This is a genomic window from Flavobacterium sp. (genome assembly GCF_024305175.1).
Classification (GTDB): domain Bacteria; phylum Bacteroidota; class Bacteroidia; order Flavobacteriales; family Flavobacteriaceae; genus Flavobacterium.
The window spans coordinates 12,519-26,268 of record NZ_JAMWYY010000019.1 but is presented as its reverse complement, the minus strand read 5'-3'; the positions used below and the strand labels follow the sequence as shown (position 1 = coordinate 26,268).

General features: G+C 40.4%; 14 protein-coding genes and 1 riboswitch. Of the genes, 6 read left to right on the top strand and 8 right to left on the bottom strand.

Annotated features, from left to right (window positions below; all coding sequences use genetic code 11):
• Nucleotides 1-87: 87 nt before the first annotated feature.
• Complete coding sequence (gene typA / locus Q0K96_RS06615; RefSeq protein ID WP_297333218.1) at nucleotides 88-1,887, bottom strand: translational GTPase TypA; 1,800 nt, start codon at nucleotides 1,885-1,887, stop codon at nucleotides 88-90.
• Nucleotides 1,888-2,119: 232 nt separating this feature from the next.
• Here typA and Q0K96_RS06610 point away from each other — a divergent pair, with 232 nt between their 5' ends.
• Genes Q0K96_RS06610 through Q0K96_RS06590 form a run of 5 tightly spaced genes read left to right on the top strand, consistent with a single transcriptional unit; the run spans nucleotide 2,120 to nucleotide 6,340 of the window.
• Nucleotides 2,120-3,019 (top strand): MerR family transcriptional regulator, encoded by a 900-nt coding sequence (locus Q0K96_RS06610; RefSeq protein ID WP_297333217.1) that lies wholly within the window; start codon nucleotides 2,120-2,122, stop codon nucleotides 3,017-3,019.
• 55 nt (nucleotides 3,020-3,074) lie between these two features.
• A complete protein-coding gene (crtI, locus tag Q0K96_RS06605; RefSeq protein WP_297333216.1) occupies nucleotides 3,075-4,571 on the top strand; it encodes a phytoene desaturase family protein in 1,497 nt (498 codons plus the stop codon).
• On the top strand, nucleotides 4,568-5,407 hold the full coding sequence (locus tag Q0K96_RS06600; RefSeq protein WP_297333215.1) for a phytoene/squalene synthase family protein: 840 nt from the start codon (nucleotides 4,568-4,570) through the stop codon (nucleotides 5,405-5,407). The genes crtI and Q0K96_RS06600 overlap by 4 nt, the downstream gene beginning before the upstream one ends.
• Nucleotides 5,408-5,417: 10 nt before the next feature.
• Entirely contained in the window at nucleotides 5,418-5,867 is a 450-nt protein-coding gene (locus tag Q0K96_RS06595; RefSeq protein ID WP_297333214.1) for a sterol desaturase family protein, read from the top strand.
• Complete coding sequence (locus Q0K96_RS06590) at nucleotides 5,867-6,340, top strand: YdeI/OmpD-associated family protein (RefSeq protein ID WP_297333213.1); 474 nt, start codon at nucleotides 5,867-5,869, stop codon at nucleotides 6,338-6,340. The genes Q0K96_RS06595 and Q0K96_RS06590 overlap by 1 nt, the downstream gene beginning before the upstream one ends.
• Nucleotides 6,341-6,408: 68 nt before the next feature.
• Here Q0K96_RS06590 and Q0K96_RS06585 read toward each other — a convergent pair whose 3' ends face one another.
• The 5 genes from Q0K96_RS06585 to Q0K96_RS06565 are packed head-to-tail and all read right to left on the bottom strand — an operon-like array spanning nucleotide 6,409 to nucleotide 8,946.
• On the bottom strand, nucleotides 6,409-6,957 hold the full coding sequence (locus tag Q0K96_RS06585; RefSeq protein ID WP_297333212.1) for a DUF4252 domain-containing protein: 549 nt from the start codon (nucleotides 6,955-6,957) through the stop codon (nucleotides 6,409-6,411).
• Nucleotides 6,957-7,481, bottom strand: a complete 525-nt coding sequence (locus Q0K96_RS06580) for a DUF4252 domain-containing protein (RefSeq protein ID WP_297333211.1) — start codon at nucleotides 7,479-7,481, stop codon at nucleotides 6,957-6,959. The genes Q0K96_RS06585 and Q0K96_RS06580 overlap by 1 nt, the downstream gene beginning before the upstream one ends.
• Nucleotides 7,482-7,512: 31 nt before the next feature.
• On the bottom strand, nucleotides 7,513-7,980 hold the full coding sequence (locus tag Q0K96_RS06575) for a DUF4252 domain-containing protein (RefSeq protein WP_297333210.1): 468 nt from the start codon (nucleotides 7,978-7,980) through the stop codon (nucleotides 7,513-7,515).
• A complete protein-coding gene (locus Q0K96_RS06570) occupies nucleotides 7,977-8,450 on the bottom strand; it encodes a hypothetical protein (RefSeq protein ID WP_297333209.1) in 474 nt (157 codons plus the stop codon). The genes Q0K96_RS06575 and Q0K96_RS06570 overlap by 4 nt, the downstream gene beginning before the upstream one ends.
• Complete coding sequence (locus Q0K96_RS06565; RefSeq protein ID WP_297333208.1) at nucleotides 8,431-8,946, bottom strand: RNA polymerase sigma factor; 516 nt, start codon at nucleotides 8,944-8,946, stop codon at nucleotides 8,431-8,433. The genes Q0K96_RS06570 and Q0K96_RS06565 overlap by 20 nt, the downstream gene beginning before the upstream one ends.
• Nucleotides 8,947-9,064: 118 nt before the next feature.
• On the opposite strand from Q0K96_RS06565, the gene Q0K96_RS06560 reads away from it, so the two are divergent.
• Nucleotides 9,065-10,513: a S41 family peptidase gene (locus Q0K96_RS06560; RefSeq protein WP_297333207.1), complete on the top strand. Its 1,449-nt coding sequence runs from the start codon at nucleotides 9,065-9,067 to the stop codon at nucleotides 10,511-10,513.
• 87 nt (nucleotides 10,514-10,600) lie between these two features.
• Here the strand turns inward: Q0K96_RS06560 and Q0K96_RS06555 are convergent, their stop codons facing one another.
• The gene (locus tag Q0K96_RS06555; RefSeq protein ID WP_297333206.1) at nucleotides 10,601-11,671 is read right to left on the bottom strand and encodes a YncE family protein; all 1,071 of its coding nucleotides are present in this window, start codon (nucleotides 11,669-11,671) and stop codon (nucleotides 10,601-10,603) included.
• A gap of 6 nt (nucleotides 11,672-11,677) precedes the next feature.
• Nucleotides 11,678-13,504: a TonB-dependent receptor gene (locus Q0K96_RS06550; RefSeq protein WP_297333205.1), complete on the bottom strand. Its 1,827-nt coding sequence runs from the start codon at nucleotides 13,502-13,504 to the stop codon at nucleotides 11,678-11,680.
• 31 nt (nucleotides 13,505-13,535) lie between these two features.
• Nucleotides 13,536-13,743: riboswitch (cobalamin riboswitch) on the bottom strand.
• Nucleotides 13,744-13,750 lie beyond the last annotated feature (7 nt).

Sequence of the window (13,750 nt, the reverse complement as noted above, 5' to 3'; positions counted from 1 at the left end):
AGCCAAATATAATTTTTTTAATAATATCGTGTAATAAAAAATCCCCACGCAATACGTGGGGATTTTTTTATCTCTCAACTCAAGACTTTACGCTATTTTATAACGCTTCCTGTCATTTTCATTAAGGTATATCTTGCGAAGTCGAAGGCTCTTAGGCGTTACCTCTACATACTCATCTTTCTGGATATATTCCAACGCTTCTTCAAGAGAGAATTTAATGGCAGGGATAATCCTTGCTTTGTCATCAGCTCCTGATGAACGCACGTTGGTTAGTTTCTTAGTCTTGGTTACGTTAACCACCATATCATCGCCACGCGAGTTTTCACCGATAACCTGTCCTTCATAGATATCCTCGTTAGGGTCTACAAAGAATTTACCACGATCCTGTAACTTATCTATAGAATATGGTATAGCCTTACCATTCTCCATAGAGATAAGCGAACCGCTTAAACGTCCCGGTATCTCGCCTTTAAATGGCTGGTACTCCAGGAAGCGGTGCGACATGATAGCCTCACCCGCAGTAGCGGTAAGCAACTGGTTCCTTAAACCGATAATACCTCTTGATGGGATAAGGAATTTAACTATCATACGCTCACCTTTAGGCTCCATGCTCAGCATTTCACCCTTACGCACAGTTACAAATTCAACCGCACGGCCCGAAAGGTTTTCAGGAAGGTCTATAGTGAGTTCTTCTATCGGCTCGCACTTAACGCCGTCTATCTCTTTAATAATAACCTGCGGCTGGCCTATCTGCAGTTCGTATCCTTCCCTTCTCATAGTTTCTATAAGTACTGATAAGTGAAGTACGCCACGGCCAAACACCATAAATTTATCTGCACTGTCTGTTTCGTTAACACGAAGCGCAAGGTTCTTTTCAAGCTCTTTATTAAGCCTGTCTTTAATATGCCTTGATGTTACAAACTTACCTTCTTTACCAAAAAATGGTGAGTCGTTAATAGTGAAAAGCATACTCATTGTAGGCTCATCAATAGCAATTGTTGCTAATGCTTCAGGGTTTTCAAAATCGGCAACAGTATCACCAATCTCAAAACCTTCAAGGCCCACAAGCGCACAAATATCTCCGGCAGTAACTTCTGCTACTTTTTTACGGCCAAGCCCTTCAAAAGTGTGAAGTTCTTTTATTTTACTCTTTATTATTTTACCGTCACGCTTAACCAGCGATATGTTCATACCCTCTTTAAGTACACCCCTTTGCAGGCGGCCTATGGCTATACGCCCGGTAAAGCTGCTAAAGTCAAGTGACGTAATAAGCATTTGTGGTGTACCTTCAGATACTTTAGGCGCAGGTATATGCTCCAGCACCATATCAAGAAGCGGCTCTATATTTTCTGTCCTTTGCTTATAATCGGTACTCATCCAGTTTTGCTTCGCAGAACCATAAACAGTAGGAAAATCTAACTGCCACTCTTCAGCGCCAAGCTCAAACATAAGGTCAAAAACTTTTTCATGCACTTCTTCCGGAGTACAGTTTTCTTTATCTACCTTATTAATTACAACACATGGCTTAAGGCCAAGGTCAATTGCTTTTTGCAGTACAAAACGGGTTTGCGGCATTGGCCCTTCAAAAGCATCAACTAAAAGCAGTACGCCATCAGCCATGTTAAGCACACGCTCTACCTCGCCGCCAAAGTCGGCGTGGCCCGGAGTATCTATAATATTAATCTTTGTTCCTTTATAGGTAACAGAAACGTTTTTAGAAGTAATGGTTATACCTCTTTCACGTTCTAAGTCATTGTTATCCAGAATAAGGTCGCCTGTATTTTCATTTTCACGGAAAAGCTGGCAGTGGTACATAATTTTGTCAACCAGTGTAGTTTTACCGTGGTCAACGTGTGCAATAATTGCAATGTTTCTAATGGACGTCATCTATCTTTTTTTGAAGCCGCAAAAATACACTTTATTTCCGTAAAAAAAATATTAACTACTAAGGGTTTAGCATTTCTTAACACCCTCAACTACAAGATTTAATATTTACCCTTGCCAATACTGTATTTTTAAAGCATAATTGCCCTAACATGCACTCTATCAAAAACTTTTGTAAAAAAAATGCAATTGTTAAAATTAATCAATATATTTGTTTAATCATTTTACAAAAACAATGAACAACGTAAAAACCAAATTCAATATACGCGACCTGGAAAACCTTTCAGGAATCAAAGCGCATACTATACGCATCTGGGAGAAGCGATATAATATACTGGAGCCTATGCGTACCGAAACCAATATACGGTATTATGACATTGGCAACCTACAAAAGCTGCTTAATATAACCACGCTTCACAACTTTGGTTATAAAATTTCAGCAATATCCAAAATGCCCGAAGAAAAACTACCGGTGCTGGTAAAAGAGATATTAAGCAACAAAAGCATGGCCAACCATGTGCTTAATAATTTTAAGCTCGCCATGATGAATTTCGACCAGTCGCTTTTCCTTAACACCTACAATACTGTTTTGCAGGAAAAATCGTTCCGGGAGATATTTTATGAATTTTTTATACCGTTATTAGGAGAAATAGGATTTTTATGGCAAACAAACACCATATCACCTGCACATGAACACTTTATCAGCTTCCTGATAAAACAAAAACTGGCCTCTAATATAGAGAAACTTTTGTTAGAGCCACCACGCAGGCACGACCGTATATTTATACTCTACCTCCCTATGAATGAGATACATGAGCTTGGGCTTATGTTTATTAATTATGAATTGGCGCTTAATGGTTATAAGTCCATCTTTTTAGGAGAAAGCGTTCCGTTGGAAAGCCTTAAAGATGTAAAAAAGTATTTTGACAACATAACTTTTGTAACTTACATGACTGTAGAGCCGGCTATGGATCAGGTAAATGACTATATTGATGAATTAAAACAAGAAGTAATGAATGATAACGAAACCCAACTATATATATTTGGGCGTATAGGGCAATTCATTCAGGAAGACAAGTTAAACGAAAGGATAAGAATTTTCGACACTATAGAAAACTTCAGCCTGCAACTTTAATTAACATTTGTTTATAATTTATTTGTTGAACAAATTTTTATTTTTGATAAACAAAATGAGTAAAAATATAAAAATAATAGGTTCCGGATTTTCGTCGCTTGCTGTTGCATGTTATCTGGCGCAAAGTGGCCATGATATTACAATATATGAGAAGAATGCTACCATTGGCGGAAGGGCAAGGCAACTAAAGCGAGACGGATTTACATTTGATATGGGCCCCACGTGGTACTGGATGCCGGATGTTTTTGAACGTTTTTTTGCTGATTTTGATAAAAAACCTTCAGATTATTATAATCTTATAAAGCTGTCTCCTGCATACAGGGTGTATTTTGCAGAACATGATTATATAGATATTGCTGCTAACCCCGATGAAATAGTAAGAACATTTGAAAGCATAGAACCTGATAGCGGTGAAGCACTGCAACAGTTTCTTGATGAGGCTAAAAGCAATTATGACATCGCTATAAAAGACCTGGTGTACAGGCCGGGCGAATCTCCGCTGGAATTAGTTACCCCAAAAACAATGATGAAGCTGGGGCAGTTCTTTGGGAATATATCAAAAGATGTACGCAAACGCTTTAAAAATAAAAAACTGGTACAGATATTAGAATTTCCTGTACTTTTTTTAGGTGCAAAGCCATCAGATACACCATCTTTTTATAACTTTATGAACTATGCTGACTTCGGTCTGGGCACGTGGCACCCCGAAGGCGGTATGTATAGTGTTATTAAAGGCATGGTAACACTGGCAACATCGCTTGGCGTAAAAATGGTTACCAATGCAGCAATAGAAAAAATTGGTGTAGAAAACGGTAATGCTTCCTGGCTTATTGCTAACGGAGAGAAAATTGAAGCCGACCTTATTGTAAGCGGAGCTGATTATCACCATACCGAAACACTGCTTGATGAACAATACAGGAACTACAGCGAAAACTATTGGGAAAAACGCACATTTGCGCCATCATCGCTGCTGTTTTACGTAGGCATTGACAAGAAGATTGAAAACGCAGAGCACCATACCTTATTCTTTGACACCGATTTTGATATACATGCAAAAGATATTTATGACAACCCAAGGTGGCCCGATGAACCGTTGTTCTACGCCAGTTTTCCGTCTAAGACCGATGCTAATGCGGCTCCTGAAGGCAAAGAGGCTGCTATATTCTTAATACCGCTGGCTCCTGGCATAGAAGACACGGCAGAATTAAGAGAGAAATATTTTGAAAAAATAATGACACGCCTGGAATCATTAACAGGACAAGCTGTAAAACAGCATATCATCTTTAAAGAATCTTTTTGCGTAAATGATTTTATTGAAGATTATAACTCATATAAAGGCAACGCATACGGGCTTGCCAACACATTATTGCAAACTGCCTTTTTAAGGCCAAAACTTAAAAGCCCTAAAGTAAAAGGCCTGTTTTTTACCGGGCAGCTAACCGTGCCGGGGCCTGGTGTACCGCCTGCCCTTATTTCGGGTAAACTGGCTGCAGGATTGATAGCCAAACAACTGACAAAAGAACCACAGGTAACTGTAAAAGAAACACTATGAAAGCAATTTTTGACACCATCTCTAACCAATGCAGCCGGAGCATAACGCGGGCCTACAGCACTTCGTTTTCGGCTGCTGTGCGCATGCTTAGCCCGCGCATAAGGCAGGACATATATAACATTTATGGTTTTGTAAGGCTTGCCGACGAAATAGTGGATACTTTTCATGATTATGATAAAGAGCAGCTTTTTGCGCTGTTTGAAAATGATATGGATAATGCCCTTCGTGACGGGATAAGCCTAAACCCTGTGCTTAATGCTTTTCAGCATACGGTGGCAAAGTATAAGATACCTAGGCATCTTATAGACAGCTTTATGAAAAGCATGAGGGCTGATCTTTACAAGAAAGATTATAAAAATGTTGCAGAATATAATGAGTACATTTACGGCTCGGCAGATGTAGTTGGTCTTATGTGCCTTAAAGTGTTTACGGGCAATGATGAAGTAAAATACGAGCAACTGAAGGAGCCTGCAATGCGATTAGGGTCTGCATTCCAGAAGATTAACTTTTTGCGTGACCTTAAAGACGATACAGAAGGGCTTGACAGGAATTATTTCCCGGCACTTAACCTTCAGGAAATGGATGATAATATAAAAAGGCAGATAATTGAAGAAATTGAAGCCGACCTTAATGAAGGTTTTAAAGGTATAATAATGCTGCCTGCAGAGGCGAAGTTCGGGGTATATACAGCTTATGTATATTACAAAAAGCTCCTTAAAAAGCTAAAGAACACCCCGCCGTTAAAAATAAGGTCTACACGAATACGTGTACCGGATTACCAAAAGGTGGGCTTACTTGCTAAATGCTATTTAGACTGCCGCTTTAATTTCGTTTAAAAAAATAACTATGTGGATTTATATACTGGTTTTTGTACTTACCTTCTTTATGATGGAGTTTATGGCTTGGTTTACGCATAAGTATGTTATGCATGGTTTCTTATGGAGCCTGCACAAAGACCATCACCGCAAAGACCACGAATCGTGGTTTGAACGCAACGATACCTTTTTTATCTTTTATGCATTGGTAAGTATTGGTTTCTTCCTGTTGTGGAAGAATAATATACTGGATATAGGCCTTGCAATAGGCCTCGGTATTTTTGCTTACGGGCTTACTTATTTTTTAGTGCATGATATTTTTATACACCAGCGCTTTAAAATATTCAGGAATGCTAATAACCGTTATGCAAAAGCACTGAGAAGGGCCCATAAAATGCACCACAAGCATCTGGGCAAAGGAGACGGCGAATGCTTTGGTATGCTTATAGTGCCGTGGAAGTATTACAGAGAAGCTAAATAATGATAGTGGATAAGGGTAAGCAGCAGGTTGAGAAACTCCCTAAAAACAAGGGCGGCTACTTTTACCTAACCGTTGATGCCGCCATTGTTGAAAAACTGCCTGAAAAAAAGAAAACGAGGCTTATCTGCACACTTGATGATAAACTGGTTTTAAGATGCGGGCTTAACCACATGGGTAACGGCAATTACTTTATAATCATTAGCGGTAAGCACATGAAGACGCTTAACAGGGAGCCTGGTAATATAGTGCAATATACCATTGAAACTGATCCTGACCCTCTTGGTGTTGAAATTCCTGAAGTGCTTGAAGCACTCCTGGCACAGGATGATGAAGCCAAAAAAAGATTTGATGCCTTTACTCCCGGCAAAAAGAGAACGCTGATTTACAGCATTGCCCGCATTAAAGATATTGACAAGCAGGTGCAAACTGCAATAAGCATATTAAACGGCACCCACAGCCTTTACAAACGCTGAAACATATATAAAACTAAAGTGGCTGTACCAACACAAGTTGATACAGCCACTTTTTTATTACAGAATGATTACTGTTTAGGTACCATCATTTCCTGTATGGGCTTAAACTGTTCTATATTGAGGTTTCCTTTCTGCAAAAGTTCCATCATCTGTAAAGCATGGTTTGGGTTCATGTTATCTCCTAACACCCGTATTACACCAAAGCCATTTTCTTCCTGATGCATAAAAAGCACAAATTCGTCTATATCGTCATTCTCACCAACAGTATGTACAGATACCCCTGCTTTGTTAGAGCCAAAGTGCATCAGCTCATCATACTGCTCATCCTTAAGAAGCTCTTTTACATTTTTCTTTTCCTTTTCATATTGTGGTGCATTGGTGCCTAATGAATCTTTTTGAAAGAACAACACATTAAGTTTTTTAACCGACTCTAATGCGGCCTTTTCATCAGCAGACAGCTTTATACTGTCAGACTTAAGGAGGTTAGGCGCAATATCAAGCGTCATGAAATTCTTTTCTTCGGTATGCTCTACAAAATACTTTTGCAGCGATGGCTCGTTACTGCACGATGTTAAAAGTGTTGCCAGTAAACCTGCAATAAAAACAGCTATTCTCATTATTTAGATTTTTTAGATGCCTTGCGCAGCTCTGTACCGCCCGGCAGGTTCATTTTATCGGTTAGTACAGAAAGTTCGCTAAGGTCAAAATTACCGGTAAGCGACATCAGTACCGTATCATCTTTACCGCCGTCAATAAACATAAGCAGCTCTAAAACCTGAGATGATCTGGCCCCCGACTTTACATATATTTTTATCGTCCTGCCGCTGTCATTAACGCGCATAAGCTCTTCCAGCGGATACTTTTTAAGGTAAGAGCTAACAGTTGCCCTCATGTCTGCTACTGCTTTAGCATCAGTAGTGGTAAATACTTTAAGGTTGTCCAGCTTTTTAACAAGGCTAAGGTACTGTTGGGCCTCTTTATCTTTGGCATCCAGCTTTACATTGCCCATAAGCTCAAACATCTTTTTATTTACAATAACAGCAGTTACCCCGTCTTTGCCGTCAAACTTATCAAAAGCTGATTGCGCAGCCAGCAATACAGGCATCATCATAATTGTCAGTACAAAAAATATCTTCTTCATTTTTATGTGTATACAAACCTGTTGCCAGGTATTAATTAATATTCTTTTTATCTTTCAGGCTTATGTCGCCCACAAATGTTACAAGAACAACTTCATTTTCTTTAGCATCTTTAGAGAGCAAAAGTAGTTCTTTAATATCAGATGGCTCAGTTCCCGACGCAGTGTATATTTTCAAATTTTTGCCATCGCTGTTTATGCTTATCAGCTCTTCCATGCGCTTCTTTTTAAGATAGGAAGCAACCGTAGTTTCCATATCCAATGCATATTGCCTGTCTTTGGTGGTAAATACCCTAAGGCTTTCCATAGACTTTACATTGTCAAGATAACCCTTGGCCTCTTCCGTACCGGAAATCTCTATATCGCCCAGCATATCCATCAGTTTTTCACGGATAATTACAGAGTCTATCCCGTCTTTATCTTCAAACTTGTCAAATTCTTTTTGTGCGAAACCCAGTAAAGGCATGGCAACTAATGCGGCGGTAATTATAAATTTTTTCATTTTTTCTTGCTTTTTGATTTTTGATTGTGATGGTCTTTAAAAACTTTGTCTTTAGTTTTTTCATATTCGTGAAGGTACCCCATGCCTGCAACACCAACATTTACATTGCTGGAAAGCATGTTAAGCGCCTTTTGCGTTTCCCTGAAGGCTACTTCAGGATCGTCATAAGTGCCAAGCGCGCCCGATGGCTCCGGCTGCCTGTTAAGAAGGGCAATAAGCCCCGATAGCAATACAAAACCTGCTGCTGCCGATAACCACGCTACTTTACGTCTTTTAGTTTTTAATGGTACGGTTTTTTCAAATTTTTGTGTTGCCTCTCCGGCAAAATATCCAAACATTGGCCTGTACTGCTCCAGATGCGGCGCCACCCCGGCAGAAGAAAAATAGGCCTTAAGCACATTTTCTTCGGCAGTACTGGTTTCTGCTTCAAAATATTTATCCAGTAGTATTTCAATTGTTTTTAATTCCATAGCTGTGTTTTTTGGTGAGTTCTTCTCTTATTGCTTTCCTTGCTCTCGACAGGGCGACTCTCACCGCCGTTTCGTTCATATCCATCATTTTTGCAATTTCTTCAAATTCATACTGCTCTATATCCCTTAGCTGCACAATTATCTTTTGTTGCTCCGGCAGTTCATCCATAATCTTTTCTACCCAGCTCCAGCTGTCGCGGTCTTCTGCCTGCTGCTGCAAACCTGCATCCCTGTCTGTATAGTTAGAATGCACAATCCGCATTTCTGTAGCACGCTTGCTTTTTAGCTGGTCCAGGCAGTAATTCTTTGTTATGGTTACCGCCAGTGCCTCTACACTGTTGTAGCTTTTTAGCTTACCCCTGTTGTTCCACAACCGTACCAAAACCTCCTGCGTGGCATCTTCAGCCTCTTCGGTGCTAACCAAAAGCCTTTTCGCCAGGCGAAATAACCTGTCTTTAAAAGGGTTTATGGTTTTTATGAATTCTGACTGATTCATTTACGGGTTAGTTTGTTACCGGTTTATAATAGCAAGACGAGGCATGTATTTTTTTGTTACACGTTACATTAAAAATATTAAATTTACGTTCTTATTAAGAAACTAATAATTGCGATTAATGAAAAAGATAAAGATATTACTGGCTGCACTGGTAGTTTCGGCACTGGCATTTCAGGGGTGCGAAGACATGGATGACAATGCGGTACCTGTTAATGATTTTATTTGGAAAGGGCTTAACCTTTACTACCTGTGGCAGCCCGAAGTGCCTGAACTGGCAGATGACCGATTTGCCAACCAGGCACAGCTTAATGACTATCTTGAAGGATTTTCTTCTCCTGAATCTTTATTTAATAACCTGCTGTATCAGCGTGGTGAAATAGACCGCTTCAGCGTAATATTTTCAGATTACAGGGTACTTGAAAGTGCTTTGCAGGGTGTGGTTAAAAGCAATGGTGTAGAGTTTGGCCTTGTATATTACCCTAACAGCGAAACGCAGATTTTTGGTTATGTAAGGTATATATTGCCTGATTCAGACGCGGCAGGCAAAGACATTCAGCGGGGCGATATTTTTTATGCTGTAGATGGTACTGCGCTTAATGTAGATAATTACCAGTCGTTACTCAGCCGCGATACCTATACGCTTAACCTTGCTACCTATAATGGCGGTAACATTACACCTACAGATGAATCGGTAACGCTTACCAAAGCGGAGTATGCCGAAAACCCTGTATATACCACCAATGTGGTTACAGAAGATGAAAAAGTTATTGGCTACCTGATGTATAACGGCTTTTTCAGTAATTATGATGATGAGCTTAATGCTGCCATAGGCCAGCTAAAGGCGCAGGGCATTAATGAGCTTGTGCTTGACCTGAGGTATAACTCCGGTGGTTCTGTAAGGACTGCTACTTATCTTGCCAGTATGATTACCGGGCAGTTTAATGACGACATTTTTGCACAGGAGCAATGGAACCCTAAATTGCAGGCTTATTTTGAAGATGAAAATCCTGCGGCTTTACAGGACCGTTTCACAAATCAGCTATCAAACGGCACTGCCATTAATAATCTTAACCTTACCACGGTATATATACTTACCACACGCTCTACCGCTTCGGCAAGTGAACTTATAATCAACTGCCTGAGGCCCTATATAGATGTTGTGGTTATAGGCGATGTAACCACCGGTAAAAATGTAGGTTCGGTTACGTTGTATGACTCCCCTAACTTTTCAAGGAATAACGTTAGCGGTTCTCATACTTATGCCATGCAGCCTATAGTATTAAAAATTATTAATGCCGAAGGCTTTGGCGAATATAGCTCGGGGCTGGAGCCTGATTTACTGCTTAAAGAAGATTTTGATAACCTTGGCGTGTTAGGCAGCCCTGAGGAACCATTATTTGCAGCAGCCATAAACATGATAAACGGCAACGGAAGATTTGGTTTCTTTCCGCAAAACCAAAATACAAAACTGTTTAAAGACTCTAAGAACATGAGGCGCTTTGGTACCGAAATGTATATAGAAGATACTCCGGACGGAGGGCTTAACCTGCTTAAAGATTTACAATAAATAAAAAAGCTTTTAAAAAGTACGGCTGCCAATGGCAGCCGTTCCTGTTTCCTGCCGCTACAGCAACAGGTATCTTAAACCCAACACTTAATCATTAAAATAAAAACCTGTGGGTATAACCCCTACAGTGTAAGAGTTTTGTAACATACCGGTTAAAGAGTAAATATATACTTTACCGTTTGAGTTATAATCAACCGCATCGCCTATATAAATCCTGTTGTCTTCAACCTCTAATGCATAAATACCATAAACACCCTGATCAGCTATGCTGAACAGCGGAGTAGATGGCAAAGCATTATCCGTAAGGTTCATTACATATATATCAGAATCTACAGTATAATACAGCTTTTCATCTTCTATTACCATATTGGAAGGGTGGGCAGTCTGTGCTAAGTTGTATGTTGTTACAACACTATTATCAGAAAGGTTAACTACCGTGAGCCTGCCGCCTGTTTCAGTACCAGACCATGCAGCCTTTCCTTCGCTCATAACATACAGCCTGCCATCTTGTTCTTCAATGGCATCCGGCACATCCCCTACTGCTATTGTTGCTGTTACGGTATTGGTAGCTGCATTAATAACGCTGATAGTATTACCATAACTATATCCGCCTTTGTGTGCCACATACAGTTTGCCGTTTTCTTCAATAATACGCTCAGGCCCTTCTGCTACAGGTATAGTTGCAGTAACCGTGTTAGTAGAAAGATCTATAACAGCAACAAAATCATCCTGTGTATCATTAGGGTCGCCCCAGTTGGTAACATAGCCCCTGTTGTCTTCAAAAGCTATATAACGCGGATTGTCTAAACCATTAGTTATAGCGGTTACTTTTTCCATAGTGTAACGGTTAGCCACCTCTATTTTGTGAGAGTTGTTCACTACTATGTAAGCATATTCACCATTAAGGCCTATATCCTGCCCTGTATCGCCTAAATCGGTACCATTTACAGTGCTGAAGATATTATTCTGAAGTATATTATCTTTTGACAGAAATGAAATAGTAGAATTGCCTTGCTGGAATCCACCCTCATTGAGTATAAGCACACCATTGTCATAATTGCCCTTAGGCCCATCTGACGAAGAATCATCATCACTGCTACAGGATACGAAGAATAACGAACCTGCAAAAGCCATTAATAAAAGTTTGTTGATTTTCATGTTATATTAAAATTTGAAGTTAAGGTACATATTGTAATTCCTGCCCGGCATAGGGCGCTTGGTAACATTTTCATAGGCTGCATCAAAAAGGTTGTGCGCCTGTACACCCACAGTAAGCCCACCGCAAATACCGATGGTATATTCTGCTCCAAGTGTTGCCACATTATAGGCTTCTACCTCATCGCTGTTATCAGATGTGGTAAATACGCTGCCGTTATACAGGTGGCGGTAGTAAACAGATGCGTTTTTGTAGCCGTAGGCTATTGAGGCAGTAACTTTATGCAAAGGCACATATATAAGCTGGTTGCTGCTGCCGTCTTCCCTCGAAACAGTATAGGCATAGGTAGCATCGGCAGTAAGATTGCTGTTACCAAAGCTTTTCTGCCAGCCTGCAATAGCTTCAGCGCCATAGGTATTTACCTTTCCAACATTTTCCGGGCGCCAAACGTTATTTACGGGAATCCACCGCAACATATCTTTCAGCTTAATGTAATAGCCAGTTACCGATAGCTTTAGGGCGTTAAAAGTAAATTCATTACCAATTTCTGCCTGGTAAGAGCTTTCAGGCTTTAAATAGGGGTTGCCGCTGCCCACCCAGTACAGGTCGTTAAACGTAGGAATCCTGAAGTTTCGTGATGCATTAAGCTTTACCGCATAAAAATCGGACACACTGTAACGGGCACCAGCCGAAAAAAGCATAGGGCTATCATAAGCATCGGTTATCTCGCGGCGAAGTCCGGCTTCATAATACAACCTTGTTGTAACATTATGTTGCATCAAAAAGCTAAAAGATGTAACCGTGCGGGATGCCTCCTCAATATCAGAACCGTTACCGTCATTATGGGTAATATCGGCTATAACATTCAGCTTTATATTTTTAGCTGCCTGATAGGCAATATCATACCTGCCAATCAGGGTATTAACTTTTCCAAAAGTATAGTCCGGGTTTAATGCACGTGCATAATACTTATAATGCTCTGTAAGCAGTGCAGCTTTAAGCTTAGATGTAAAACGCCCGTATGTACCCAGCCACTCAGCCATGTTGCGCGAGTTCCTGTCGCGGTATTTGCTTAATGAAGGCGCGCTTACCGTGCCTGAAAAGTGCCTTTCGCTGTCATATATATAATTATACAGGCGGAGTATGTTGTTTTCATTCAGCTTAAAACCGAGAGCAAGGTTGGCACTCAGGTTATAAAACTGACCGTTTTCATTATTAACATCAGTTTCCGGGTACTCATAATCGTTATCAGAACTGTTGTGAGTAATACTAAAATCTAAACTCGTTTTTTTTGTAGATGCTTTCGCATTATAATTAATGCCAAAAGTGTTGTAACTCCCATAGTTTGCATATACGCTGTTGGCAATGGTATCTGCAAAAGTAAGATTGTTATTTAAGTGGATGCTGCCGCCAATAGCGCTGCTGCCATATATAACACTTCCGCCCCCTGCCCTTACGGCGATACTGCTAAAGTCGCGGGTATTTATGGTATTGAAATCAGTAAGGCCATTGAGTTGTGAATTAATGTTAATGCCATTCCAAACAACAGCAGTTTGCTGCGCGGTAGTCCCCCTGAATGATGGCGAAGAAACCATGCCCAACCCGTTTTCTTTAAAATACACCACACTGTTGTAGCGTAGCAGGTCGGTTAACGAAGAGCCGTTACGCATAATTACAGAATCGTTTATACGTAAAACCGACTGCGTACCCGAAAAATCCTGCAACTGGGTGTCAGATATTATTACCTCCTTAAGCCGGGTAATACTATCCTGTTGCGCCCAAAGGTACGGGCACAGCAATAACATAATAAAATAAAAAGGTTTTTGTAAAGCCATATTTTCCTGAGCCTTTTTTCCCGAAGGCCCTGTATTGGTTACAGCATAAGGCAGGTCTCCTGGCTTGCGTACTGTTGTTTTCCTTCCCATGGCGCGTGGCCACAGTGGCATGCAGTTAACAACAGCCCCCGTTAAAACGGGTAAGCTTACAGTTGCGGGTACAGCCCGGGATTTTAACCCGGTTCCCTTTTAATGCACAGACTAATACAACCTGTGCAACCTTAAACCGCCGCAAATATAAGAATA

What these genes read in the sequence shown, in the direction of transcription:
- typA (WP_297333218.1), bottom strand. Translation starts at nt 1,887, where the DNA reads ATGACGTCCATTAGAAACATTGCAATTATTGCACACGTTGACCACGGT.
- Q0K96_RS06610 (WP_297333217.1), top strand. Translation starts at nt 2,120, where the DNA reads ATGAACAACGTAAAAACCAAATTCAATATACGCGACCTGGAAAACCTT.
- crtI (WP_297333216.1), top strand. Translation starts at nt 3,075, where the DNA reads ATGAGTAAAAATATAAAAATAATAGGTTCCGGATTTTCGTCGCTTGCT.
- Q0K96_RS06600 (WP_297333215.1), top strand. Translation starts at nt 4,568, where the DNA reads ATGAAAGCAATTTTTGACACCATCTCTAACCAATGCAGCCGGAGCATA.
- Q0K96_RS06595 (WP_297333214.1), top strand. Translation starts at nt 5,418, where the DNA reads ATGTGGATTTATATACTGGTTTTTGTACTTACCTTCTTTATGATGGAG.
- Q0K96_RS06590 (WP_297333213.1), top strand. Translation starts at nt 5,867, where the DNA reads ATGATAGTGGATAAGGGTAAGCAGCAGGTTGAGAAACTCCCTAAAAAC.
- Q0K96_RS06585 (WP_297333212.1), bottom strand. Translation starts at nt 6,957, where the DNA reads ATGAGAATAGCTGTTTTTATTGCAGGTTTACTGGCAACACTTTTAACA.
- Q0K96_RS06580 (WP_297333211.1), bottom strand. Translation starts at nt 7,481, where the DNA reads ATGAAGAAGATATTTTTTGTACTGACAATTATGATGATGCCTGTATTG.
- Q0K96_RS06575 (WP_297333210.1), bottom strand. Translation starts at nt 7,980, where the DNA reads ATGAAAAAATTTATAATTACCGCCGCATTAGTTGCCATGCCTTTACTG.
- Q0K96_RS06570 (WP_297333209.1), bottom strand. Translation starts at nt 8,450, where the DNA reads ATGGAATTAAAAACAATTGAAATACTACTGGATAAATATTTTGAAGCA.
- Q0K96_RS06565 (WP_297333208.1), bottom strand. Translation starts at nt 8,946, where the DNA reads ATGAATCAGTCAGAATTCATAAAAACCATAAACCCTTTTAAAGACAGG.
- Q0K96_RS06560 (WP_297333207.1), top strand. Translation starts at nt 9,065, where the DNA reads ATGAAAAAGATAAAGATATTACTGGCTGCACTGGTAGTTTCGGCACTG.
- Q0K96_RS06555 (WP_297333206.1), bottom strand. Translation starts at nt 11,671, where the DNA reads ATGAAAATCAACAAACTTTTATTAATGGCTTTTGCAGGTTCGTTATTC.
- Q0K96_RS06550 (WP_297333205.1), bottom strand. Translation starts at nt 13,504, where the DNA reads ATGGCTTTACAAAAACCTTTTTATTTTATTATGTTATTGCTGTGCCCG.